Below are 21,882 nucleotides of genomic sequence, written 5' to 3' on the forward strand. Positions count from 1 at the left end.
ATGCCGCTGGCGATCTCGAACGGCGTCAGGAAGGTCCCTGTCCTGGAGGTTGGCGCCCCTTCCGGTCGCGTCAGTGCAGGGCCGCCAGGGGCGGGATGGCGGGCGGGGCGGGCGGCAGGGCCGCCGCCGGCAATATCGCGGGCTCCAGCGGGGCGGGGACGGGGGCCTCCCCCGCGCGCTTGGCCCGGGCGTGCAGCACGCTGCAGGCGCCGATCAGGAACAGAACGGTCCAGGTCTTGGGGCTGACATAGGCGCCGGACGCCTGGCCCAGCACCGCCCAGGACAGCCAGCACATCGGCACCGCGGGCACGCCCAACGCGCGCAGCCAGCCGCTGATGGCAAGGATCATGATGATGCCGCCGCACAGGCCCAGATAAACCCAGTGTAGGAAGAAATAGTTGATCAGCACCTCGTTGGGCTCGGGGATGTTCCACAGCGGGCTGAACGCGCCGGAGCGCAGGAAGACATCGGCGATATTGTCGCTGACCAGCTGTTCCCCCGTCAGGCCCACCCCCAGGATGGGGTGGTGCTTCACCACGTCCACGGCCACCAGGAAGGGGCCGATGACGCGATAGAAGAAGCTCTCATCGTTGCCCGAGGCGATCTCATGCAGGCGGTTGGCGTAGACGGTGCTGCCCAGGATGGCGAAGGCGGCGATGGCCAGGATGCCCACCACCCCCAGCTTGATGATGCGCATGGCGGCGGATTGGCCGGGGTCGTCGCTGGGCCCCAGCTCATACAACGCCAGCAGCAGCACCAGCAGCAGCAGGGTGGGGCCGGGCATGGCCACCATGGCGGCCCCCGTCATGGCCAGGTAGCCCAGGCGCTTGTGCTTCCAGTCGCTGGTCAGCAGCCACGAGAAGGCGAACAGGGTATAGGCGAAGGTGACGGCCGACGGCTCGGTGGTGAACAGCTTGGGCCGCACCTTGCCGTACAGCATTTCGTCCCGGATGTCGAACTCGTAGATGCCCTGGTGATAGATCGCCAGGCGCACGGCGTCGCTGATACGGTTCAGGCCGGCATAGCTTTCCAGCAGGGTGCCGATGACGATGGTGATGATGAACACCAGCATGAGGCGGGAGAAGGCCGCGGCGCCCGCCTCCACCACCGTCAGGAACAGCGCGTAGGAAATGACCAGCGAGTACATCATCTGCAACAGGCCGGTGGTGCGCTTGGATAGCAGGTCCAGGCCCGGCGCGTAGAGGATGGAGGCCAGCAGCAGCAGGGTCACCCCCAGGAAGGCCGCCAGGCCGGTGGGGGAGATGCTGTGCCGCCGGCGCCAGAGCAGCATGATCCCGGAGATGCCGGCGATGGCCGCCGGAAAGGGGATGCTGGCGGTGATCTGGATGGAAAAGCCGGTGTAGATGCCCAGCAGGAAAATCACCAGCAGCACCCAATCGGCGCGCGCCATGCCCGGCCCGGGCGCCCCCATCCCCCTGTCCAGATACCAAGCGGGCTGCGGCGCCCATGCGCCGATTTCAGGGGCCGTCCACTGGGTCGCAAGGGTCATCACTCTGCCTCAGGGCTTGGTGGCTATGGTGGCGGGGCCGTTTTTGGGGGTCTTGTCGAAAGTCTTTCAGGGCCGGTATCGGGGCGGGCCGTTGCCGCCGATGGCCACCAGGGCGCCGGGCGGATAAGGCCGGAGCGGCGGCGGGGCCGGAATGGGGGCGGGCGCCGTCCTGCGCTTATGGGCCTCGGCATGCAACACGCTGCAGGCGGCGATCAACATCAGCACGGTCCAGGTCTTGGGGCTGACATAGGCGCCGGAGGCCTGGCCCAGAATGGTCCAGCCCAGCCAGCAAAGCGTCAGGGCGTGCACCCCCAGGCTGCGCAGCCAGCCGCTGATGGCCAGCATCAGCACCGCGCCGCCGCAGAGGCCGAGATAGACCCAGTGCAGCCAGAAGTAATTCGTCATGACCTCGTTGGGCTCGGGAATGTTCCAGAGCGGGGAGAAGGAGCCGGACTTGAGGAACACCGTGGCGATGGTGTCGGCGATCATCTGCTCGCCCGTCAGCCCGATGCCCAGGATGGGATGGTGCTTCACCACCTCCAACGTCACCAGGAAGGGGCCGATGACGCGATAGAAGAAGCTCTCATCATCGCCGTTGGCGATATTATCCAGCCGCGCCGCGTAGACCGAGCTGGCGATGATGGCGAAAGCGATCAGGGCCAGGGCGGCGACGGCGCCGATCTTGATCAGGCGCACGCTGAGCAATGGGGCCGGCCCATCGTCGCCCTTGGGCACCATCTCATGCAGGCCCAGCAACAGCAGCATCAGCAGCAGGGTGGGGCCGGGCATGGCCATCATGGCGGCCGTCATCATGGCGAGATAGCCCAGGCGCTTGTGGCGCCAACTGCTGGTCAGCAGCCAGCAGAAGGAAAACAGGGTGTAGGAGAAGGTGACGGCCGACGGTTCCGACGTGAACAGCTTGGGCCGCACCTTGCCATACAGCAGCTCATCCCGCAGGTCGGCGTCATAGACGCCCGAGGTGTAGATTTTCTGCCGCACGGCGTCGCTGATGGCCGCCAGCCCGGCATAGGTCTCCAGCAGGGTGCCGACGATGATGGTCAGGATGAACACCAGCATGAGGCGGGAAAAGGCCGCCGCCCCCGCCTCCACCACCGTCAGGAACAGGGCGTAGGAGATGGCCAGCGAATAGACCATCTGCAACAGGCCGGTGGTGCGCTTGGACAACAGGTCCAGGCCTGGCGCGTAGAGGATGGAGGCCAGCAGCAGCAGGGTCACGCCCAGGAAGGCGGCCAGGCCGGCGGCCGAGATGCCATGCCGGCGACGCCACAGCAGGATGACGCCGGTGATGCCGGAAATGGCGGCGGGGAAGGGGACGGTGGGGGTGATCTGGATGGCGAAGCCGGTGTAGATGCCCAGCAGGAAGCCCACCAGCAACACCCAGTCCACCATCCCCAGCGGATGCCGCCGCGCGGCGCTGTCGTGAGGAATGGCGCTGTATCCCGCCCATTCGGTCCAGGTCGTCATGCCGCGCCGATGGCCGTCAGCAACTGCGGCCCCCTGCTGGTCCAGTGGAAGCTGTCGCGGCAGGCGCGATAGGCGGCGTTCTGCAGGTTGTTCAGGCGGTCCAGGTCGTCGATGGACTGCACCACGCCCATGGCCAGATCCTCGTGCCCCGGATACAGCAGGATGCTCTCCTCCTGCTCCAGCGGCACGCCTGCCACCGAGCCCTTAAGGGCCAGGATGGGCAGGCGGTTGAAGACATAGTCCAACACCTTCAGCTTGAAGCCGCCGCCGTTGCGCTCCGGCACCAGGGCGATGCGGGCGGCGTCCATGTGGCGGCGCACGTCGTCCACCGTGCCGGTGAAGCGGGTCGCCAGTACCCGCTTGCGCATGCTGGCCAGGAAGGTGGCGTCGCCGCTGCCCACCACCTCCAGCTCCACGCCGTTGGCGGCGAAAATGGCGTCGGCCACGCTGATGAACTCTTCCAGGTTCATGCGCTTGGCGATCCAGTCGAAGCTGCCGACGATGACGGCGCGGCGGGGCAGGTCGCGGCTGATGGGCTTTTTCTCGCGCTCCGTCGCGCGATAGCCGGGCGTCAGCACCGCGATGGATTTGTCCGGCCAGCGTTCGCGGTAGAGGTCCGCGTCGTCCGGGGTGATGGCGGTGACCAGGTCGGCCTCCTTCACGATGGCGCGTTCCAGATGCGTCACCTTGGCGGCGTCGAAGCGCATGGCCTGGTGCTTCAGCGGGTTGGACTGGTTCTGCGCCAGCTGGGCCCGCAACGACTCTTCATGATTGTGGGAGACGTAGACCAGCTTTGGCCGGTTGTGGGGATTGGGGAACTGGCGTTTGAAGTCCGCCAGCGCCCAGCCGGACCCCACCCCGTCGATCACCACGCTGTCCCACGGGCCCGAGGCCAGCAAGCGCCGCAGCCGGGCATGCATGTCCGGCGTGCCGCAGCGGTGCGCGATGTTGGGCAGGGGGAGCGCAGGCTGCTCCAGCGCGAGCGGGGCTTATGCTCCGCCAGATGCCAGTCGATGGCGCCGTCGCCGGGCGTTTCCCGCGCGCCGTCGGCGCGTTTGCCGTCGGGCCGGCTCAGCCCCAGCACCGCCATGTCGGCGCCCGCTTGCGCCAGGCTGCCGATCAATCCCCCGGAATAGATGAACTGTCCGTTATGGGGCGGATCGGGGTCGGCCAGCGTGATCCAGAGGCAGCGCATGGGCTACGTCCCTTCTATCGTGATCGGTCGTCAACGCTTTGATCAGGAAGCGTTTTTTAATAGGCGTTCTTGGTGAAGATGCTGCTGGTGATGGTGCGGGCGATGATTTTCAGGTCGCCCAACACGGTCCACGTCTCGATGTAACGCAGGTCGTGCTCCACCCGTTTCACGATGTGCTCCACCGTGCTGGTCTCGCCCCGCCAGCCGCTGACCTGGGCCAGGCCGGTGATGCCCGGCTTCATACGGTGGCGGCTGTCATAGTGGGCGACGGCGTCGCGGTACAGCAGACCGCCGGCCTTGGCGGACTGGGCGTGGGGGCGGGGGCCGACGATGGACATCTCACCGCGCAGCACGTTGATGAACTGCGGCAGCTCATCCAGGCTGGTGCGGCGCAGGATGCGGCCCAGGCGGGTGATGCGGGGGTCGTTGCGCTGTGCCAGCTTTTCGGCGTTCGCGTCCGCCATGTGATGGTACATGGAGCGGAACTTGTACACCTCGATCAGCTGGTTGTTATAGCCGTGGCGCTTCTGCTTGAAGAGGATGGGGCCCTTGCTCTCCAGTTTGATGGCCACGGCGATGGCCAGCATGATGGGGGAGATCATGACCAGGATGATGGCGGCCAGCACCCGGTCCTCGATCGTCTTGGCGATGGCCCGCCAGCCGGTCAGGGGATGGCGCAGCAGGTCCAGGGCCGGCGGCTCGCCATCGGCGGCATGGCCGTGGACGGCCACGGGGTCCAAGCTGATGGCCACGTCCACCGGTGCCTGGCCCAGCACATGCAGCGCTTTGGCCAGGGCGGGATTTTCACCCGAGAGCGGCATGGCCAGGATGACCCGGTCGACCCGGCCGGCGCGGATTTCGCCAAGCAGCTGGTCAAGGCCGCCGAGGATAGGGTAGCCGACGCAGAAGCGGGCATGGCTGGCGCGGTTGTCGTCGTAAACGCCCACGACGTGGCGGTCGTCACGCGGCGTGGCGCGGTAGTGGCGCAGCAGGCGCTGGCCCTCCGAACCGGTGCCCACGACGGCGATGTTCTGGGTCAGGCGGCCGGCGCGGTGCCAGGTGCCGACCGCCAGGCCGGCGGCCAGCCGACCCATCGCCAGCCCGCCCAGGGCCAGGAGCGACCAGATGGCCAGCCAGTTGGTCATGGACGGGTCAAAGGCGTCCAGGAGATGGAGCAGGGCGACCAGGCCGCCGGCGGTCAGGGCCCAGGCCGAAGCCAGCGGCAGCAGGCTGTCGGCGGGCTTGCGCAAGCGGTCCAGCCGCCGCGCGCCGGTCCAGCGCAGGGCGGCCATGCCCAGCATCAGGCCGACGATCAGCACCAGGCCGAACAGGGGCCGGGCCACGGTACCGTCCGCCAGGGCGTATGCGGCCGCGCCGGTGGCCAGGATGGCCAGGGCGTCCAGCGCGGCGGCGGTGCCGGTGATGACCTCCGGCGCCAGCGGGCGACCGCTGCGCGGGGGCTGCGTTATCGCGGCGGGAAGGCCCACCGGATGGTCGCGCAGGGTGATGAGGGGGGTGGAAAGGGCTTCGGACAGGGCTGGGGGCATGGGACGGGTTCCTGAATGCGGCGACCGGTGGCGATGGCCGCCCACGCATGTGCGGCGGCTGGCCAAAGGAGGCTGATCGACAGCCGAGTTCGCCCAGATCAGGCCATGGCCCACCCAAGAAGTCCTGTGACCAAGCTGGGACTTGCTCGCAGGTGCGGCAAACACGCCCAGTCATATCCGGTTCAGGCGGTACCCATGAGGCTGGAGATTATTTCGGAAGCGAAGTTCTGCGGACTCTGATGGCGGATATAGTTGGCCGCCGCCTCCTGGTCGAAATAACTGCGGGTGTCGCTTTCCGATAGATATTCTATGCCTTTGGAGAGAGTGTCGCTGTTGGTGGTGTCCAGCGCCAGGCCCAGACGGTGGGTGCGGGCCAGGCAGCCCAGCAGGCCCAGATCCTGGGTCAGGACCGGCTTGCCCGCTTGCGCCGCCCACAGCAGCACGCCGCTGGACCCCACAAAGCGCTGGTAGGGGGCCAGCACGACAGAGGTTTCCTTGATCAGGGCGTTGATCTCGCCGCTGGTCAGCCGCCTGTCTTCCAGATGGATCCACAGGTCGGGCTGTTCCCGGTGTACCCGGTCCAGGGCCGTGTACACCCGCTCCCGCAGCGCGGGATCGACCTTGCCGGCGATCATGACGCCCACCTTGGACGCCGCGTCCGCCGGCAGCCGGCACAAGGCGTCCAGCAGGGACAGCACGCCCTTGCGCTCGCTCAAGAATCCGAACAGCAACAGGGTGACGCGGTCGGTGGGCATGCTGTCGGCCAGCCTCCGCTCCTCCGGTTTCTCGTTCACGAAGGGATGGACAGGGTCCACCACCGTCCGCACCTTGCCGCCCTGGGTGTAGCGATCATGGGCGAAGGTGGGGAAATAGGGGTCCAGGGACAGGACGCGGTGCACCGCGGCATTGCGCAGCATCAGGGGGTAGAGCAGGGCCTTGCGCGCGTCGCGCATCCATTCCTTCAGGCTGGGTTCATAGCTTCCCAGCGCGCGGTAATGGACCGATGGCCGGAACAGGACGCCGCACAACCGCCGACCCCGCGCTCCCAGCGACAGGGCCAGCGGCAGGGTCAGATGATCCAACGACAGGAAATGCCCGGCCTCCGACCCCGTGCGCTCCAGATAGCGGCGCATGACCCACCAGCGGGCGAAGCCGCGCACCGGCAGAAGGGGGTGGCGGCACAGCGCCTGTTCCGAGGGTTCCAGGGGCAGGATCCGCACGCGGTCCTGGCGGCCGGCGGCATCATCGGCCGACAACTCATCGTACAACTCGCGGGCCACCACGAACGAAACCCGGTAGTTCCGCCGGTCGGCGACGGCGAAGTGCATCAGGTGCTTCAGCCATTCGCAGGGGTGCCCCTCCGCGTCCGGCTCGAAAATCACGAAGGAGCGGGGGCTGTCCGCGAGCGGAATCGCTCGTGCCCCCGCGGTAACCTTATTTGGCATAGAGCGCATCCAGTCGCCGCACCAACCCCCCCAGGACATGGGACCGGGAATAATGCTGTTCGACGAAACGCCGCCCCCGCGCGCCCAGTTCCCGGCGCAGCGGCGCGTCACGGACCAGGCGCAGGACGGCATCGGTGAAGGCTTCGGTATCGTGGGGCGGCACGCAGACGAAGGCGCCGCTGCGCTGCTGCAAATGCCACAGGGGGCTGTGCGGCTTGGCGGTGGTGACGAAGGGGCGGCCCACGGCCATGATGTTGAAGATCTTCGACGGGATGGCGAAGGCGGCGGCGTCCGGCTCTTGCGGCACCAGGTGGATGTCGCCCTCGCTCAGGCCCTGGCGCAGCTGGTCCGGCGGCAGCAGGCCGGTGACGCGCACGCGGCGCAGGGCCCTGGCGGCGATCTCCTCCTCCAGGGCGGGGCGCATGGCGCCGCTGCCGCGCAGGATGATCTCCACGTCATCGGTGCGGCGCTGCAACTCCTCCGCCATGGACAGGACCTGGCCCAGGCCCTGCTTCAGGCCGAAATTGCCGCTGTACAACAGGCGGGCGGCGATCTTGGGCGCCGGGATGATGGCCGGGCCATCGTTGGCCGGAACCCGTGGGGGCTCGGGATACAAGCGGTCGGTGTCGACCCAGATGGGCACCACCTCGATGTCCTGCGTCACGCCCAGGTCCCGCAATTGCTCCGCCATGTGCTCGGTCAGCACGACGATCAGGTCGACGCGGTTGAGGACGGTGCGTTCGCACCAGCGCATGGCCTTCACCAGGCCGCCGCTGGACACCATGTTCAGCCCCTTGGCCATGCCGGACTGGATGTCGTGGATGATGGCGACATGGCGGCCGTCGCGTTGGCGCACCAGGCAGCCCAGGGCGACCGTCAGGATGGACGGGCAGAGGCTGATCACCAGCGGCTTGGGCTTCAGCCGGCCGGAGGCGCGGGCCCACAATCCCGCCAGCAGGAAACTGGCCTCCGCCAGGATGCGGGCCTTGGCGGAGCCCTTGCGCGGGATCATGGCCCGCAGGCGCTCCACCCGCACCCCGTTCATGACCTCGTGCCCGCCCTTGAAGTCCCGGTACTGGGTGAAGACCTCATTGCCCGGGTAGTAGGGCAGGCCGGTGAACACCGTGGTCTCACACCCTTTCTGGGTCAGCCATTCCGCCAGGTCGGCGCACTGGGGGGCGGAGCCGATCAGCTCGGGAGAATAGGCGCGGGTCAAAAGGGCCGCCTGGGGGGAGGGGATGGAGGAAGGAGGAAGATCCATCCCCCTCGCCCCCTCGGGCGGCAAGTCACGCAGGGCCTCTCGCTCCATGGGGCTATCCTTAACCGAAGTGGCCTCGACCAGGGTGGCTCAGCCGAAGTGGTCGGCCAGGGGGCGGGCGTAGTCGTAGTTCAGCGGCCCGTAGCCATACTGGCGGTAGCGGCGCGGATCGACGCGGGACATGATCACGCCGGCCAGGTCGCACTGCACCTCCACCAGTTGGCGCAGGGCCTGCAACGCGGCGTTGCGGCGGGTGTGGTCCCAACGCACGGTGAACAGCACCTTGTCCACCATCCGCGACATGGCCAGCACCTCCGCGCCCACCAGGACCGGGGCCGTGTCGATCAGCACCAGGTCATAGTTCTTGGCGAAGGTCTGCAACAGGACCCGCATCCGGTCGGATGTCAGCATGCGCGTGTCCTTGGAGGTCCAATGCCCGGCGGTGATCAGCTCCAGCCCCGACAGGGTGTCGTGGTGGATGCAGTCGTCCAGCACGACGCTGTCATCGGTCAGCAGCGAGGCCAGGCCGTGCTTGTTGGACACGTTGAACAGCTTGTGCTGGGACGGGGAGCGCCAGTCGCAGTCGATGATCAGGATGCGCCGGCCATGGCTGGCCAGCAGGCGGCCCAGGGCGGCGATGATGACGCTCTTGCCCTCGCCGGGGGCGGCGGAGGACAGCAGCACGGTGCGGGGGCTGTACTCCATCTCTGACAGTTCCAGCGCGATGTGGATCTTGCGCAGGGTTTCGGCGAAGGGGGATACGGGCTCGCGCAGCACCTGGGCGGTGGGCGACTTGCCCTTCACCTCCGGCACCAGGGCCACGACCGGGATGCCGGTGGCGCTCTCGATCTGGCTGCCTTGGCGGAAGGTCTGGTCCGCCTCCTCCATCAGCAGGGCGATCAGCATGCCGGCCACGGCGCCGACCAGGGTACCGAGCAGCAGGATCAGGGCCTTGGGCGGATAGCTGGCGGCCACCGGCGGCGTGGCGCGGGAGATGACGCGGGCGTCCGGCGCCTCCAGCTGCTGGCGGCCGATCAGGCGCTTTTCTTCCGTCAGCATGGTTTCCAGCAGATGCCGGTTGACGGCGGCGTCGCGCTCCATCGCCTCCAGGTGGATGGCGTTCTGGTTGTCCGCACCCAGCGAGCCCTTGGCCTCGTTGAAGTCGCGCAGCACGGCCTGATAGCGGGCGTTGGCGGTGCGGGCCACGTTCTGCAGGCCATTGATGATGCCCTGCATCTCCGCCCTGATCTTGCGCTGGGCGTCGGCGATCTGGGCCTTGGCGTCGGTGACCTGCGGATGCTTGTCGCCATAGGTGGCGGACAGCTGGGCCAGGCGCTGCTCGGCGGCGGCCTGCTGCTGCTTCAGCGACTGGATCAGGGGGTTGTTCAGCACCTCCGGCACGCTGTCGCCGGTGATGCCCTGACGCATCAGGTTCTGGGCATCGTTCAGGTGCGCCTCGGCGTCGGCCTTGGCGGTCTGGGCGGTGATCAGCTGGGTGTTCAGCTCCGTCAGGCGCTGGCCCATGATGCCGGTGCCGTTCTGCTGATCGTACAGGCCGTATTGCTTGCGATAGTCCTCGATGGCCTTCTCGCTGTCCTCCACCTGGTGGCGAAGGTCGGCGATGCGGCTTTCCATATATTCTTCCACGCGGCTGGCGGTGCCGACCTTCACGTCGCGCTGCTCCGCCAGATAGGCGTCGGCGACCGCGTTGGCCACCAGGGAGGACGTGTCCGGGTTGCGCGTGGTGGCGGATATCTTCAGCACGTCCGTCCGTCCGACCGTCGCGATGTCCAGCTTGGACACCAGGATGTCGACCGTGCGGTTGTTGATGATGGCTGCCATGCGCGCCTGTTCTTCCGGCGTTTCCGGCGCCTTGGCCTTGGGCTTGGCCAGCCATTCCGCGACGCTGGCCGGCAGCAGGCGGGCCCAGGCGGGCACCTGCGGCGCCGCCGTCTTGGCGTCCGGGTTGAACTCGGGGTCATCGTTCAGATGCAGCCGGTCGACCACCTTCTGGGCCAACTCCCGCGACTGGGCGACCAGTCCCTCGCTCTGCACCCGCTCGGCGTTGAAGGTGATCGAGGCGATCGTGGGGCCGATGCCCTCCATCGACGGCTGGGGCACGCCCACCAGCACCCGCGCCTCGGAGGTGTAGCGCGACGGCATGCTCCAGCCCACGATGCCGGCCAGAAGGGCGGCGCCCACGGTGCAGGCCAGCACCAGGCGGCGGTGCGCCCAGATCTTGCGGTAGGTGTCCAACACGTCCCGCGGCTGCTGTTGCGGCGGCGGCATGTAAATGGGGCGGGGGGCCGGTGGGGCGGCGGTGAGGCGCCGGGGGAGGATGGGACCACCACCCAGGGCGCGGGGCTGCTCGGGCAAAGTCATCAGAAATAGCGCTCCCGGACTGTGATGACGTCACCGGGCTGGACCGGCGTCGTCGGTTCGGCGTCGACCTGGGTTTTGCTGCCGTCCTTGGCGGTGCGCTGCAGACGGAAATCATCCTCGCGGGCGCGGTAGGTGAAGCCGCCGGCCAGCGCCACGGCGTTCAGCACCGTCATGCCCGAGACATAGGCATAGCTGCCCGGGGTCTTGACCTCGCCCAAGATGTAGAAGGGCCGATAGCTCAGCACTTCCACGCTCACATGGGGGTTCTTGATGTAGTTGGGCGACAGGCTGCTCTCCAGCGACTTGCCCAGCTGGGCCGCCGTCAGCGAGCCGGCATGCACTTGCCCCACCAGGGGAAAGGACAGGGTGCCGCTGCCGTCCACGGCGTATTCGCCTGACAGATCCTGCTGGCCGAAAACGGTGATGCGCACCCGGTCACCGGGGCCCAGCTGATAGTCAGCGGCGGCCACGCCGCCCGGCGCCGGGGCGGCGGGACGTCCGGTGGTGTCGTTGTTGGCGACGACGTTGGCGCTGGTGGCGGCCGCGTTGGGCGCCGGCGGCGGAGCGTCGTTCTGGGCGCGGGCCAAGACGGGAAGCACCAGGGCGGTGGCCATGACGGTGACGACCGCCAGCCTGGGCGCCCCCTGGGACGCCCATCGGGATGACAATCTGGGCGCCAGCCGGTCGCGGTGTTGGGAGGTGAGGCTGGAAGGCAGCATTCCGGCACCTTCTGCTTGATGGGAGGCGGCCCGGCGCAATAGCGCCAGGTCCTCATCCCTTGGTTTTCCTGGTGACAGCCCGTTTCTCGCCGGGCTCACACGATGGTTTTATCAAACGCGCGGGGCGGCGGTTGTGATCAAACGAGGGCCGCCCCCGCATGCGCTGTGATGGCTATGGATACAGCCAGTATTCCCTTACATGTGGAAGGTTAGGCCGACCAGGATGTTGTGGTCAGCGTAGCCAATTCCGGTGCCGTTAGATGACCGGACTTGGTAGTTATAGCGCACGTTGATGGCGGTCATTTGGTTCAGCATGTATTTTCCGCCAAGACCGACGCCATAGACGTCATCTGTTCGGCCTATATTCTGGAAATCGTCGGACTCATGGCTTAGCTGCAGGTGCAGGATGAGGTTGCGCAGCAACTCATGATCCGCGGCCACGGTTTCCTTGGTGGCGAAGTAGCCGGCGGCCCCCACCACGATGGTTTCGTCGATATCGCGGGTGATTTCACCGGTCACGGTGGTCAGCGGGGTCACGTTCCAGGTGATCTTGGCGCCGCCCGTCGGGGCGGAGAAGGTGCCCAGGCGCGGATCGTCATAATCCTGCGATCGGTAACCGGCGAACAGGTCGACGGAGGTGATGCCCGTCAGGTTGTAATTGCCGCCGACCAGGACGGTATAGCCGTTGGAATTGCGGTTGAAGCCGCTCATGTCCGACGCGCTGTCGTAATTGCGTGTGTTGTAGGCGCCCTTCACGTACAGCTCATACAAGCCCTGGATGGTGTAGCCGGTGCGGACGCTGACCTCGTTCTCATCATGGTTCTGCCGTTCCCATAGGATGGTGCGGCCATCGAAGGTCTTGGCGTTGGCGAAGTCATAGCGGTTGTAGCTGTCGCCCAACTCGACGAACAGGTTGCCGAATTCCTTGTGGCCCACCACGTTGGCCGAGGCCTGGTTGTATTCGGTGGGATCGGCCTGGCCGACGATGTTGTTGGGCGAAGTGCGGGGCAGGTGCCACAGGCTGTAGTCGGCGCCGCCGGCGATCCAGGCGTCGTGGTAAACTTCCAGCCGGCCGTCCGCGCCGATGTCGTAGTTGGCGTAGTTCTCGCGGCTGTGCTGGGCGTACCAGTCGATGTCGCCGCTGGCGTGCAGGTTCAGCTGGTGGACATTCCAGTTGGACTTCAGCTCCAGCTTGGGCTGCAGCACCGTGATCAGGTCGCTGGTGTCGTGGCCTTGCGTCGCATAGATGTTGCTGTCGAACACCTCATCCAGCGTCACACTGGGGTACAGGATGAAACCGCCCATCCGGATGCCCGTGGGATCGTATTCCGGATGTTGGCGGGTCGCCACCGTCTCATCCGGCGAGGTGTCGGTCTGGGCGCCGGCCGGCAGGGCCAAGCCGCCCGCCAGGGCCAGGCCGGCCCCGGCCGCCAGCAGGCGACGCTTCAGGCCGTTCCTGGCCTTGGGCCCCGATGATGGGATGCCGGTCGCCGGGATGAAAGGGCGTCGGTGGTGTGAAGGCATTGGATTTGACCTCGGGCTCGGCGCGTTGCCCTTGCGGGACCGCGTCTTGGTTTAAAAACGGGTTGCCCCCCGTTCCCCGCCCGCTTGCGCGTTCGAAGTGGCTCCCTTCTTCTTGAAGGGGGCCGCGCTTACGCGCGGCCGTAGGTGTCGGACAGACGCACGATGTCGTCCTCGCCCAAATAGGCGCCGGACTGCACTTCGATCAGGTGCAGGGGCAGCTTGCCGGGGTTCTCCAGGCGGTGCTCCATGCCGATGGGGATGTGAACGGACTCGTTCTCCCGCACCAGGCGGTTCTCGCCATCGCGCTGGACCAGCGCCGTACCCTGGACGACGATCCAGTGCTCCGCCCGGTGGTGATGCTTTTGCAGGCTGAGGCGGGCGCCCGGCTTCACCATGATGCGCTTCACCTGGAAGCGATAGCCGATGTCCACGGCGCGGTAATAGCCCCATGGGCGGTACACCGTGGTGTGGTGCGTTTCTTCCGACCGATTGCGGCGGCGCAGTTGCTCCACCACCTTGCCCACGTTCTTGGCGTGGGCGGCGTCGGCGACCAGCACCGCGTCATCGGTGGCGACGATCACCAGATCCTTCACTCCGATGGCGGCCACCAGGCGCCCGTCGGAATGGACGTAGCTGTTGGTCACGTCCTGCAGGATGACGTCGCCCTGCTCGACATTGCCGTCGTCGTCCTTATGGCTGACGTCCCAGAGGGAACGCCAGGACCCGACGTCGCACCAGGCCATCTCCACCGGGATGACTGCCGCCTTGTCGGTATGCTCCATGACGGCATGATCGATGGACAGCGCGGCGGCGGCGGTGAAGCAGCCTTCATCCAGGCGGAAAAAGCCGTTGTCCTCCTTGCCCGCGGCGATGGCCTCGCGCACGGCGGTGACCATGTCCGGCTGCAGGCGTTCCAGTTCCGCGATGTACTGGCGGGCGGACATGAGGAAGATGCCGCTATTCCAAAGATAGGTGCCGCTGGCCAGATACTTTTCCGCCGTTTCGGCGTTGGGCTTCTCGGCGAAATGCTCGACCGCGCGGACGCCGTCGACACCGGGCAGCGGGGCGCCTGTGCGGATGTAGCCATACCCCGTTTCCGGCTTGTCTGGAACGACGCCGAAGGTGACCAGATGGCCCGCCTGGGCGGCGGGAACGCCCTTGGCAACCGCCAGGTAGAAATCGGGCAGCGAGCCGATCAGGTGGTCGCAGGGCTGGGCCAGCATCAGCGCGTCCGGGTCGCGGTCCATCAGCCACAGGGCGACGGCGGCGATGGCCGGCGCGGTGTTGCGGGCGGCACTTTCCAGGATGATGGTCTGGGGCTGAATCCCCATGCCGTGCAACTGTTCATGGATCATGAACCGATGCTCTTCATTGCAGATGACCACCGGGTCGGCGAAGCCGGCGTCGCCCAGGCTGCGCGCCGCCGTTTCCTGTAACAGGGTGCGGTCAGAGGTCAGCGCCAGGAATTGTTTGGGGTGGATCGCCCTGGAGAGGGGCCACAGCCGGGTGCCGGCGCCGCCGGACAAGAGAACCGGATGGATTTGCGTGGTCCGCAGGGCTCGGGTGGACACGCGCTCCGTCACGTCATGCATTTTATGACCGCTCCGCTTCAGGGTGGGAACATTTGCCGGTGACGCTACGGGTCGGGCCCGATGGGGGCCAGTGACCAAGCCGTGGCCGGGTGTTCCGGGCCGATCAGGAAGGGACGGACCGGGCGCCCCGGTACACACCCAAAAAGGGTGGGCCGTCGACCCCACCACGCCTGGACGGGTGCGGCGGCGGAGTGCGCAAACGAAAGCGCCGCCCGGTGAGGGGCGGCGCTGCACGGTATCGGCGATGTGCTGTGGCGTCAGGTCGCGTCCGCAGCCAAGGGGGTGAGATCCCGTGCCTCCAGCCGCGCCAGCAGGTGGGCCAGGCGGTCCGCCTCCGCCTGCACCGCGCCGTGAGGGGCCCACGCCGGCAGATCAGGACGGGCCGTTGGCGGCGAGACACGCACGTGGACCAGGTTGGTGGTCTCGTTGGGGTCATTGCGCAGATCGTACATTTCCCATTCCTGCGGCACCCGCTCATGTGGATCGCAATAGCGCGCCAGCTTGAAATCGGCGGTGCGCACACAGCGGACATGGTTGGGCTGACGGACCGGGCCCGGCGCCAGGTCGGGAACGGGGCCTTTGCCGTGCCAGCCATGGCGCACGGCGGCGACCGTGGCATCGTAGATGGCGAATTGGCCGTAGGACGCCGTCTCATGCGGATCGCCGATGGGGGGCAGCGGCTCCGTGATCTCGTCATCCGTGATGAACAGCACCCCCTGGCGGGGTGTCCCGTCCGGCTCCATCACCACGTCCGTCCTGCCATGGATCAGGGGGGCCAGGTTGGCGCCCGGCAGGGGTGGGAAGGGCCCACGCGTGGCGGCCAGCCGGCTGGCCACCTCCGCCTGATCCACCTTGGCCAGGCCCAGGATGGTCGGCAGGATGTCGATGTGGCTGGTCACCTGGTCCAGCTGGCGCAGGCCGCCATGAACATGGGTGGAGGGTGGAAACTGCACCACCACGGGGACGTGCAGCGCCTCCTGGTAGGCGGTGTGCCATTTCTCGATCATCATGCCGTGGGCACCGGCATACTCGCCATGGTCGGCGAGGAAGACGACGATGGTGTTTTCCGCCAGGCCGGACTCCTCCAGCGTGCGCAGCACGCGGTCGATTTGCGTGTCGACCAGGGAATGCAGATAGGCATAGAGCTGGATGAAATCCTGGGCCGACGTGGCGGGATCGGAGGTCAGTTGAAAGGGGATGCAGCTTTTCAGCGTGGTGGCCACAGCCGCGTCCAGCTTGTCCGCCGGCACAACGCCAGCGAAGTTGTAGCCAATCTTGGCCGACAGGGCCAAACCCATCTTGTAAGCGTAGTCGTGTTGGCAGGACGGCTTCGTTGACAGATCCTCAACCAGCGTGGGCGGGTTGAGGGCGCAGTCCTGCGGAAAGCCCAGGGGGTTCAGGGCAACCTGGAAGGTGCCGCCGGTCGGCGGGGGAGTGCGGTCGCCTTGCAGGGGCACCGTCAGGGGGCCGAACAGTGACTGGGTGGCGCCCAGTGTCATGCCGTTGGGCAGGGTGACGGGCGTGCCGTTGTCGGACGGCAGGGCCTGGGAGATCACCGCCGGATATGTTGCGATGTCGTGCGGGTTGGCGAAGGAGGCGACGGCGAACCAGGGGCGGGCGTTCGACGCGTCCGGTGCCTTTAAGTTGGGGGCCTTCTCGCTTTTGATCGCGGCGGCGCGGTCATAATCGAGGCCCAGCGCCTTGCGGCGCAGGAAATTGCATACGGAGTCGGCGAAACCGATGTCGCGATAGGTGCCCAGATTGTTGGGCGAGGCGCCATGCGGCTCCGGATAGGACTCCTCCCAATCGTCGAAGCCATAGGCATCCAGGCTGTGGTCCGGCGGGTTGCTCACATGCCATTTGCCGAAGTAATGGGTGCTGTAGCCGGCGGCGCGCATCCAACTGCCCAGGGTGGGGATGCCATCGGCCGCCAGCCAGGGGAAGTTGGCGGCATCACCACTCTTGAACAGGCCGTCGGTCTGCGTCACGCCGGTGCGCGTGCCATACTGGCCGGTGTAAATGGTGGCGCGGCTGGGCGTGCAGGCGCTGGCGGCGATGGTGTGATTGCGCAGCACCACCGCGTTTTTGCGCAGGCGCAGCAAGCCGGGAAAAAATTCGGCATAAGGGTCGCCCGGTTCCACCGTCCCCTGGAAACCCAGGATGCGCTTCAGCGCCTCGGCGAAGCCGCCCTCAGGGCCGTAGGAGAAGCGGGGAAAGCGATACTGGTCGGTGGTGACCAGCAGGATGTTGGGGCTCGTGGTCATGGCGAATGCGTCCCTCCCATCGTGGCGACCGTTCACCCGGGCGGCTGGCGTGATGCAACCTTCGCGGGCTTATGTTGTGACCGGCACTATAGGGGCGGGGAATGGTTCCGCCAAGAATATTCTCTTATAAGTTGTGAGGCGATGGGCGGGGGCCCTTCAGGCCGCGGCCGGCAGGACGATGTGGACCTTAAGGCCACCGCCGATGCGGTTGGTAGCGGTGACCGTGCCGCCCAGCGCCTCCACATTGCGCTTCACGATCCATAGGCCCAGGCCGGCATGGCCCGGTGACCCGCCCTTGGCGTCGCGGCGGGCATGGTCGGGGGGCCGCAGGGAGAAATAGCGGTCGAAGATGTTGTGGATCTTGTCGGGGTCGATGCCGGGCCCGCTGTCCTCTATTGTCAGGTTGATCACGCCCTCCTCCTCCTGCAGGCGCACGGCGATGGCGCCGGCGTCGGGGGTGAAGCTGACGGCGTTGTCGAGGATGTTCTCCACCACCACGGCCAGGGCGACCTTGCCCGCGCGGACCAGGACCTCCGGCTGCAATTGCCGGCTGAGGCGGATCTGGCGGGCCACCAACACCTCACGATAGCTTTTCAGGATATCGGCTACGATCTGCGTCAGGTCCACGCTTTCGCGGGGCGATTCGATCATGTCCGCCATGGTGTTATCCAGGCATTGCGAGGCGGAGATCAGGGCCTTCAGCCGGTCCAGCGACAGTTCGATCAGTTCCGCCGCGCGCTTGCCGCGCGCATGCTCCGCCGGTACCAGGCGCTTCAGCGGTTCCAGGCAGGCCTGGATGGTGGCGACCGGCCCCTTGAAGGAATGGGCGTTGTCTTCCGCCGTCTGGCGGATGACGCCGGCGACGTGGTGCAGGTCATGCACCAGCCCGTCGAAATCCTGGGCCACGCTGTCCAACTCGGGAATGGCGTTGCGGCTGGCGAAGGTGTTGCCGGCCACGCGGCCTTGGCGGATTTCACGGGCGACGTGCCGGAAATGACGGATGTGACGGCGCACCGACAGGGCGGTGAGCAGGGCGATGACGGCCACGGCCAGGTAAAGCATCAGCGAGAGCCGCACCTGCGGCGTTTGCCAATAGGGGCGCCCGATGGCGGTCGCCAGCAATTCCGACGTGACGTGGGAGGAGACCAGGACCCAGCAGCCCCAGCGGCTTTGAATGGGAATGACGGAGGTCAGTATCTCCTCATGCCCCGTGGGCTGGGTGTAGCGGATGTCGACCGGCTTGTCCCAGGTGCAGCTTTCCGACACCTGGGCGACGATGCCGTGGCGTTGCAGGTTGTCCAGCGTGGCGCCCAGGTCGGCCGCGTCGACCTTGGGCGCCGACGCCAGGAAGTAGAAGCCGCCGTCCTGGCCGGCGGCTCCCCCCTTGGGTTGGAACATCAATTTCAGGTTGGTGCCGTCACCGTCGTACTTGGCCAGTTCGTCGTTCAACGAGGCGGTGGGTGGACCGCTCTCGCGGTTCAGCAGCGGCTTCAAAGCCTGGGCGATGAGCCAGCTGCTGTACCGCAGGTTCTTGGTGACAATTTCCCTTTCCTTGCGGTCCGCCGTCTCGAACTGGCCGTACAGGATGAAAGGCAGGGCGGCGAAAATCAGTAGCAGGAAGCCCAGCCTAACCGTGAGTGATCCGGATATCCTCCGGGCCATCCATGTCAGACGATAGGGCGTCGATGCTGGCCGGGTCACGCCATCGGTAGCCGAAGGCCGCGAAATTCTCAATTTCCGCAAAGCCACGATCGATAGCATTGAATTTGCTCCGGATCCGCTTGATCGACGAGCGCACGTTGGTCCGGTAGCCATCCTCACCGCTGCCGGCGATGAAACCGCTCCAGTGCACCCGGTCATAGATGGCCCGGTAGGTGACGTGCTCACCCAGATTGGCCACCATGAACTCGACGATACTGAACTCGGTCACCGTAAGCATAACGTCGCGGCCTCGCCAGAAGGCCCGGTTGACCTTGGGCTTAAGGGTAAGATTCCCGCAGATGATTTCATCCCCCCCCTTTGTCGTTGGGGTAGGGGTGGCGGCGGTCGGCGGCTGCAGGATCAGGCGGATGCGTCGGGCCAGGACCGACATGCCGCGTGTCTTGTCAATGAAGTCGACCGCGCCCCGGTCCAGGGCCAGGGTTTCGTTCGCGGGCACGGACATGCCAGTCAGGAAAATGACCGGGATGCGGCAGCCGCGGCGGCGCAGATCGGGCAGAAGGTCGATGCCCAGCGTGCGTTCCAGGCACCAATCGACGACCAGGATATCCGCGGCGCTGTCGTCCAGTCCGGCGCCGTCGGCGCTGGTCAGGTACTGGATCAGTGACTTCGCGTCGGGGAAGCCGGTAACGGTGAAGCCCAGATCCTCCAGCTCTCCCGTCGCCGCTTCGCGAAAGGCCTCGTCATCGTCGACAAGGACCACGCGGGCCGGCACGGCCGGCAGGACGTCATTTGGCTTGAGCCACGGCCCGGAGGTCTGCCAGGCAGTAGCGTTTGCGGTCGCCGGTGTCATTGTCACTTGTCACCTCATAGCTTAGGACGCGGTAAGCCTGCGTCTTGATGTCTGGGTACAGTGTCAGGTCGACGGTGCAGGCCCCGTGCCGGTAGAGCCATTCCTTCCCCGGAGACAGGTCATGCTGCGAGGAAGGGGGCCCCATCAGGGCCTGCAATTGGGATTCGTCCATTCCCACCAGGTCGATGTCGTTCATGGGCTGCGCCGTTCCGGCCGCCGGTACCGATGGGGTGGTGGGGGAGGGGGCGCGTCGGGCGGATGCCACGCGGGCGTCGCTGGTGGACGGCCCCCCGTTAGCGGAGGCTGTCGCGGGAGCCTTGGTGCGCGTGGGCTGGGGGCGTGTTACCGCTATCTTTTGCGGTGCGGGCTTGGCCTGCTCCCACGGCGGCAACCAGGCGGTGCAGCCCGACAGCAGCATCAGCCCCGATAGGCCTGCCCGATGCCAAAGTTTTGCGCACACCACTAAGAACCTCCATAAGGGACGACCTCCGTTTGCCTGCCATCGGGTGTCAGCCGACGGCCGGTCACGCACATCATTGGGGTGGTCCCTCCCGGGGAGCCTGCCTTCGAAGGCGAGTGATCCCCGGTGGGCTGGGGTCGCCGCCTTTATTATGGTTCAGAAGCCGTCTGCCCCTACGTCGCACGGGATCGTGGCATCACCGTGGCGCCTGAGCGGCCGCGTATTCCTACCGAAAGGCTTAACGATGGTTTTGATTTATTGATTAAGGCGGGACCAGTTGAGCAACCTCTAATTACATACAATTTAACATAAAGGCAATCTATCGAACGTATTGGTGCCGTTTGCAAGCACGGCAACAATGCCCTGCCCCGGCGTGTGGCCGCCATTGGGCATTCGGCGAACACAGTTTCGTCACATGGCGCGGGTGATATATGTCTATTGCGGTGCGGTATATGACTAAGACCGGATACAACCGTCCGTAGTGGGTGCGTGGCAAAGGAAAGGACCTGTTTTCTTCTTTCGGGGGTATGTCTTTTGCCGCTTGCCGACACACTGTTTTGGTCTTGCGGGGCTCTTCGACTAAGTGAATGCTCAACGCGGCGCCGCCGAAAGAATGGGGACCCCCTCCTCCATAGGCCTAGCGCCTCTTGGGTCGGAACTTCGTCATCCCGCAGGAAATTCAAGCGCCAATAAGGGCGGTGGCGGGGCAGCACGGATCTTCAGCGAGGTAAATCATGGATCGCCGACATTTGATCGCGGCCGGTGCCGCGCTGCCCTTCGGCTTGTCCGCCGCCACGCGCGCGGGGGGGAGCCCTCGGCGGACCTGGCTACCCAGGTGGCCCAGACCGCCACGGCTAAGGCCACCCCCAGCATTTATGACTACGGAGCCGTGGGCGATGGCGTCACCGATGACAGCGCCGCCTTCTCCAAGGCTTTGGCGGCCGCCGCCACCAAGGGCTTGATGGTCATCGTGCCGGCCGGCACCTATGCCATCGCTAAGACCATCTCCTTCGTGTCCACCCAGGACGCGGGCAAGCCTTGGGGCCTACAGGCGCAGGGCGCCACGTTGGTGTCGACCATCACCAACGGCACCGACATCATGAGCCTGCAGGCGGTCAACACCGTGCGGTACTTCCGTATCCTGGGCGCCATGAAAATCCTGGGCAGCGGCAAGGACGGCAACGGCCTGCGCATCATCGCCTATGGCAGCTCTTACTTCTTCTACAATGTCACGCTCGACGGGCTCTGCATCGAGGGCGCGGGCCTGAATGGCCTGTTGTTTGAGGGCAACGTCTTTGAGTCCTTGCTGGTGGGCTGCTTCTTCCAGGACTGCAAGCAGAACGGCGCCGTCTTCGCCCAATCCAAGGGCGGTGTTTGTTCTGCCATCACCGTGGTGGGCTGCTTCTTCGCCCAGAACACGAAGTGCGGCATGATGGCAACCAACTTCGATTCAACCTACGGCGGCACCACCGACGTTCGTATCTTCGGCGGCTACTGCCGCGACAACGGCAGCTATGGCTTCTACTACAACAACGGCACCTCCAGTGGCGCCGCCATCGAGCAGGTGGGCTTCGAGAACAACTGCCGGTCGCTGTCGCCCGGTGATCCCAACGGCGCCCATGTCTATGGCCTGGTGCAGATGCGGCTGCGCAACTGCACCGGTTATAATGAGGGTGGCGGGGCTACCTACATGGTGCGGGGCTGGTTCAGCAACCTGACGGTGCTGGACAATTGCGACCAGTCCTCCGGCGGGGCCATGGCGACCACGGGCAAGTCCCGCTTGGCCCAGGTAAACGGCAACGCCGCCGGCCATGTACTGATGCGTCAGTCGGGTGGTGGTTTCGACGTGGTCAGCGGTACGGGCTGCACCTGGATGGCAGAGAATTGTACCGGCACTTCCCCCAGCGGGACCCTGAACCTCAAGACGACGATCAGTTCCGGTTAAAAAAAGGGCAGGCCAGGTGTGCCCTGGCCTGCCCGTTCCTCAAT

The 21,882-nt window shown here is 66.2% G+C and carries 16 protein-coding genes; 1 reads left to right on the forward strand and 15 read right to left on the reverse strand.

What is annotated here, in order from left to right:
• Positions 1-70: 70 nt before the first annotated feature.
• The 15 genes from UCD39_RS06600 to UCD39_RS06670 all read right to left on the reverse strand — a co-directional run bounded on the left by UCD39_RS06600 (position 71) and on the right by UCD39_RS06670 (position 19,629).
• On the reverse strand, positions 71-1,510 hold the full coding sequence (locus UCD39_RS06600; protein ID WP_330495255.1) for a hypothetical protein: 1,440 nt from the start codon (positions 1,508-1,510) through the stop codon (positions 71-73).
• A gap of 66 nt (positions 1,511-1,576) precedes the next feature.
• Entirely contained in the window at positions 1,577-2,995 is a 1,419-nt protein-coding gene (locus UCD39_RS06605; protein WP_330495256.1) for a hypothetical protein, read from the reverse strand.
• Positions 2,992-3,915: a glycosyltransferase gene (locus tag UCD39_RS06610; RefSeq protein WP_330495257.1), complete on the reverse strand. Its 924-nt coding sequence runs from the start codon at positions 3,913-3,915 to the stop codon at positions 2,992-2,994. Before UCD39_RS06610 ends, UCD39_RS06605 begins: the two co-directional genes overlap by 4 nt.
• A complete protein-coding gene (locus UCD39_RS06615; RefSeq protein ID WP_330495258.1) occupies positions 3,861-4,190 on the reverse strand; it encodes a hypothetical protein in 330 nt (109 codons plus the stop codon). The genes UCD39_RS06610 and UCD39_RS06615 overlap by 55 nt, the downstream gene beginning before the upstream one ends.
• A 56-nt stretch (positions 4,191-4,246) precedes the next feature.
• The gene (locus UCD39_RS06620; protein WP_330495259.1) at positions 4,247-5,737 is read right to left on the reverse strand and encodes an undecaprenyl-phosphate glucose phosphotransferase; all 1,491 of its coding nucleotides are present in this window, start codon (positions 5,735-5,737) and stop codon (positions 4,247-4,249) included.
• A 182-nt stretch (positions 5,738-5,919) separates the two neighbouring features.
• A complete protein-coding gene (locus UCD39_RS06625; protein ID WP_330495260.1) occupies positions 5,920-7,182 on the reverse strand; it encodes a glycosyltransferase in 1,263 nt (420 codons plus the stop codon).
• Positions 7,172-8,491, reverse strand: coding sequence for a glycosyltransferase (locus UCD39_RS06630; protein WP_330495261.1), 1,320 nt, complete (start codon positions 8,489-8,491; stop codon positions 7,172-7,174). The genes UCD39_RS06625 and UCD39_RS06630 overlap by 11 nt, the downstream gene beginning before the upstream one ends.
• Before the next feature lie 39 nt (positions 8,492-8,530).
• A complete protein-coding gene (locus UCD39_RS06635) occupies positions 8,531-10,822 on the reverse strand; it encodes a GumC family protein (RefSeq protein ID WP_330495262.1) in 2,292 nt (763 codons plus the stop codon).
• On the reverse strand, positions 10,822-11,541 hold the full coding sequence (locus UCD39_RS06640) for a polysaccharide biosynthesis/export family protein (protein ID WP_330495263.1): 720 nt from the start codon (positions 11,539-11,541) through the stop codon (positions 10,822-10,824). The genes UCD39_RS06635 and UCD39_RS06640 overlap by 1 nt, the downstream gene beginning before the upstream one ends.
• Positions 11,542-11,736: 195 nt before the next feature.
• Positions 11,737-13,065, reverse strand: coding sequence for an outer membrane beta-barrel protein (locus tag UCD39_RS06645; protein WP_330495264.1), 1,329 nt, complete (start codon positions 13,063-13,065; stop codon positions 11,737-11,739).
• A 128-nt stretch (positions 13,066-13,193) separates the two neighbouring features.
• Entirely contained in the window at positions 13,194-14,657 is a 1,464-nt protein-coding gene (locus UCD39_RS06650; RefSeq protein ID WP_145729330.1) for a mannose-1-phosphate guanylyltransferase/mannose-6-phosphate isomerase, read from the reverse strand.
• 257 nt (positions 14,658-14,914) lie between these two features.
• A complete protein-coding gene (locus tag UCD39_RS06655) occupies positions 14,915-16,921 on the reverse strand; it encodes a sulfatase-like hydrolase/transferase (RefSeq protein ID WP_330495265.1) in 2,007 nt (668 codons plus the stop codon).
• Between the two features lie 156 nt (positions 16,922-17,077).
• Positions 17,078-18,583, reverse strand: a complete 1,506-nt coding sequence (locus tag UCD39_RS06660; protein ID WP_330495266.1) for a sensor histidine kinase — start codon at positions 18,581-18,583, stop codon at positions 17,078-17,080.
• Positions 18,549-19,433, reverse strand: a complete 885-nt coding sequence (locus UCD39_RS06665) for a response regulator transcription factor (protein ID WP_330495267.1) — start codon at positions 19,431-19,433, stop codon at positions 18,549-18,551. The genes UCD39_RS06660 and UCD39_RS06665 overlap by 35 nt, the downstream gene beginning before the upstream one ends.
• On the reverse strand, positions 19,369-19,629 hold the full coding sequence (locus tag UCD39_RS06670) for a hypothetical protein (RefSeq protein ID WP_186455555.1): 261 nt from the start codon (positions 19,627-19,629) through the stop codon (positions 19,369-19,371). The genes UCD39_RS06665 and UCD39_RS06670 overlap by 65 nt, the downstream gene beginning before the upstream one ends.
• A gap of 1,099 nt (positions 19,630-20,728) precedes the next feature.
• On the opposite strand from UCD39_RS06670, the gene UCD39_RS06675 reads away from it, so the two are divergent.
• Positions 20,729-21,838 carry a glycosyl hydrolase family 28-related protein gene (locus tag UCD39_RS06675; RefSeq protein ID WP_330495268.1) on the forward strand — a complete coding sequence of 370 codons (1,110 nt, stop codon included), beginning with the start codon at positions 20,729-20,731 and terminating at the stop codon, positions 21,836-21,838.
• Positions 21,839-21,882: the final 44 nt, after the last annotated feature.

Origin of the sequence: Nitrospirillum karajorum, from assembly GCF_036348415.1 — a bacterium.
Taxonomy (GTDB): domain Bacteria; phylum Pseudomonadota; class Alphaproteobacteria; order Azospirillales; family Azospirillaceae; genus Nitrospirillum; species Nitrospirillum amazonense_B.

Coding starts and splice junctions, on each gene's coding strand:
- UCD39_RS06600 (WP_330495255.1), bottom strand. CDS start 1,510: ATGACCCTTGCGACCCAGTGGACGGCCCCTGAAATCGGCGCATGGGCG.
- UCD39_RS06605 (WP_330495256.1), bottom strand. CDS start 2,995: ATGACGACCTGGACCGAATGGGCGGGATACAGCGCCATTCCTCACGAC.
- UCD39_RS06610 (WP_330495257.1), bottom strand. CDS start 3,915: ATGCATGCCCGGCTGCGGCGCTTGCTGGCCTCGGGCCCGTGGGACAGC.
- UCD39_RS06615 (WP_330495258.1), bottom strand. CDS start 4,190: ATGCGCTGCCTCTGGATCACGCTGGCCGACCCCGATCCGCCCCATAAC.
- UCD39_RS06620 (WP_330495259.1), bottom strand. CDS start 5,737: ATGCCCCCAGCCCTGTCCGAAGCCCTTTCCACCCCCCTCATCACCCTG.
- UCD39_RS06625 (WP_330495260.1), bottom strand. CDS start 7,182: ATGCCAAATAAGGTTACCGCGGGGGCACGAGCGATTCCGCTCGCGGAC.
- UCD39_RS06630 (WP_330495261.1), bottom strand. CDS start 8,491: ATGGAGCGAGAGGCCCTGCGTGACTTGCCGCCCGAGGGGGCGAGGGGG.
- UCD39_RS06635 (WP_330495262.1), bottom strand. CDS start 10,822: ATGACTTTGCCCGAGCAGCCCCGCGCCCTGGGTGGTGGTCCCATCCTC.
- UCD39_RS06640 (WP_330495263.1), bottom strand. CDS start 11,541: ATGCTGCCTTCCAGCCTCACCTCCCAACACCGCGACCGGCTGGCGCCC.
- UCD39_RS06645 (WP_330495264.1), bottom strand. CDS start 13,065: ATGCCTTCACACCACCGACGCCCTTTCATCCCGGCGACCGGCATCCCA.
- UCD39_RS06650 (WP_145729330.1), bottom strand. CDS start 14,657: ATGCATGACGTGACGGAGCGCGTGTCCACCCGAGCCCTGCGGACCACG.
- UCD39_RS06655 (WP_330495265.1), bottom strand. CDS start 16,921: ATGACCACGAGCCCCAACATCCTGCTGGTCACCACCGACCAGTATCGC.
- UCD39_RS06660 (WP_330495266.1), bottom strand. CDS start 18,583: ATGGCCCGGAGGATATCCGGATCACTCACGGTTAGGCTGGGCTTCCTG.
- UCD39_RS06665 (WP_330495267.1), bottom strand. CDS start 19,433: ATGACACCGGCGACCGCAAACGCTACTGCCTGGCAGACCTCCGGGCCG.
- UCD39_RS06670 (WP_186455555.1), bottom strand. CDS start 19,629: ATGAACGACATCGACCTGGTGGGAATGGACGAATCCCAATTGCAGGCC.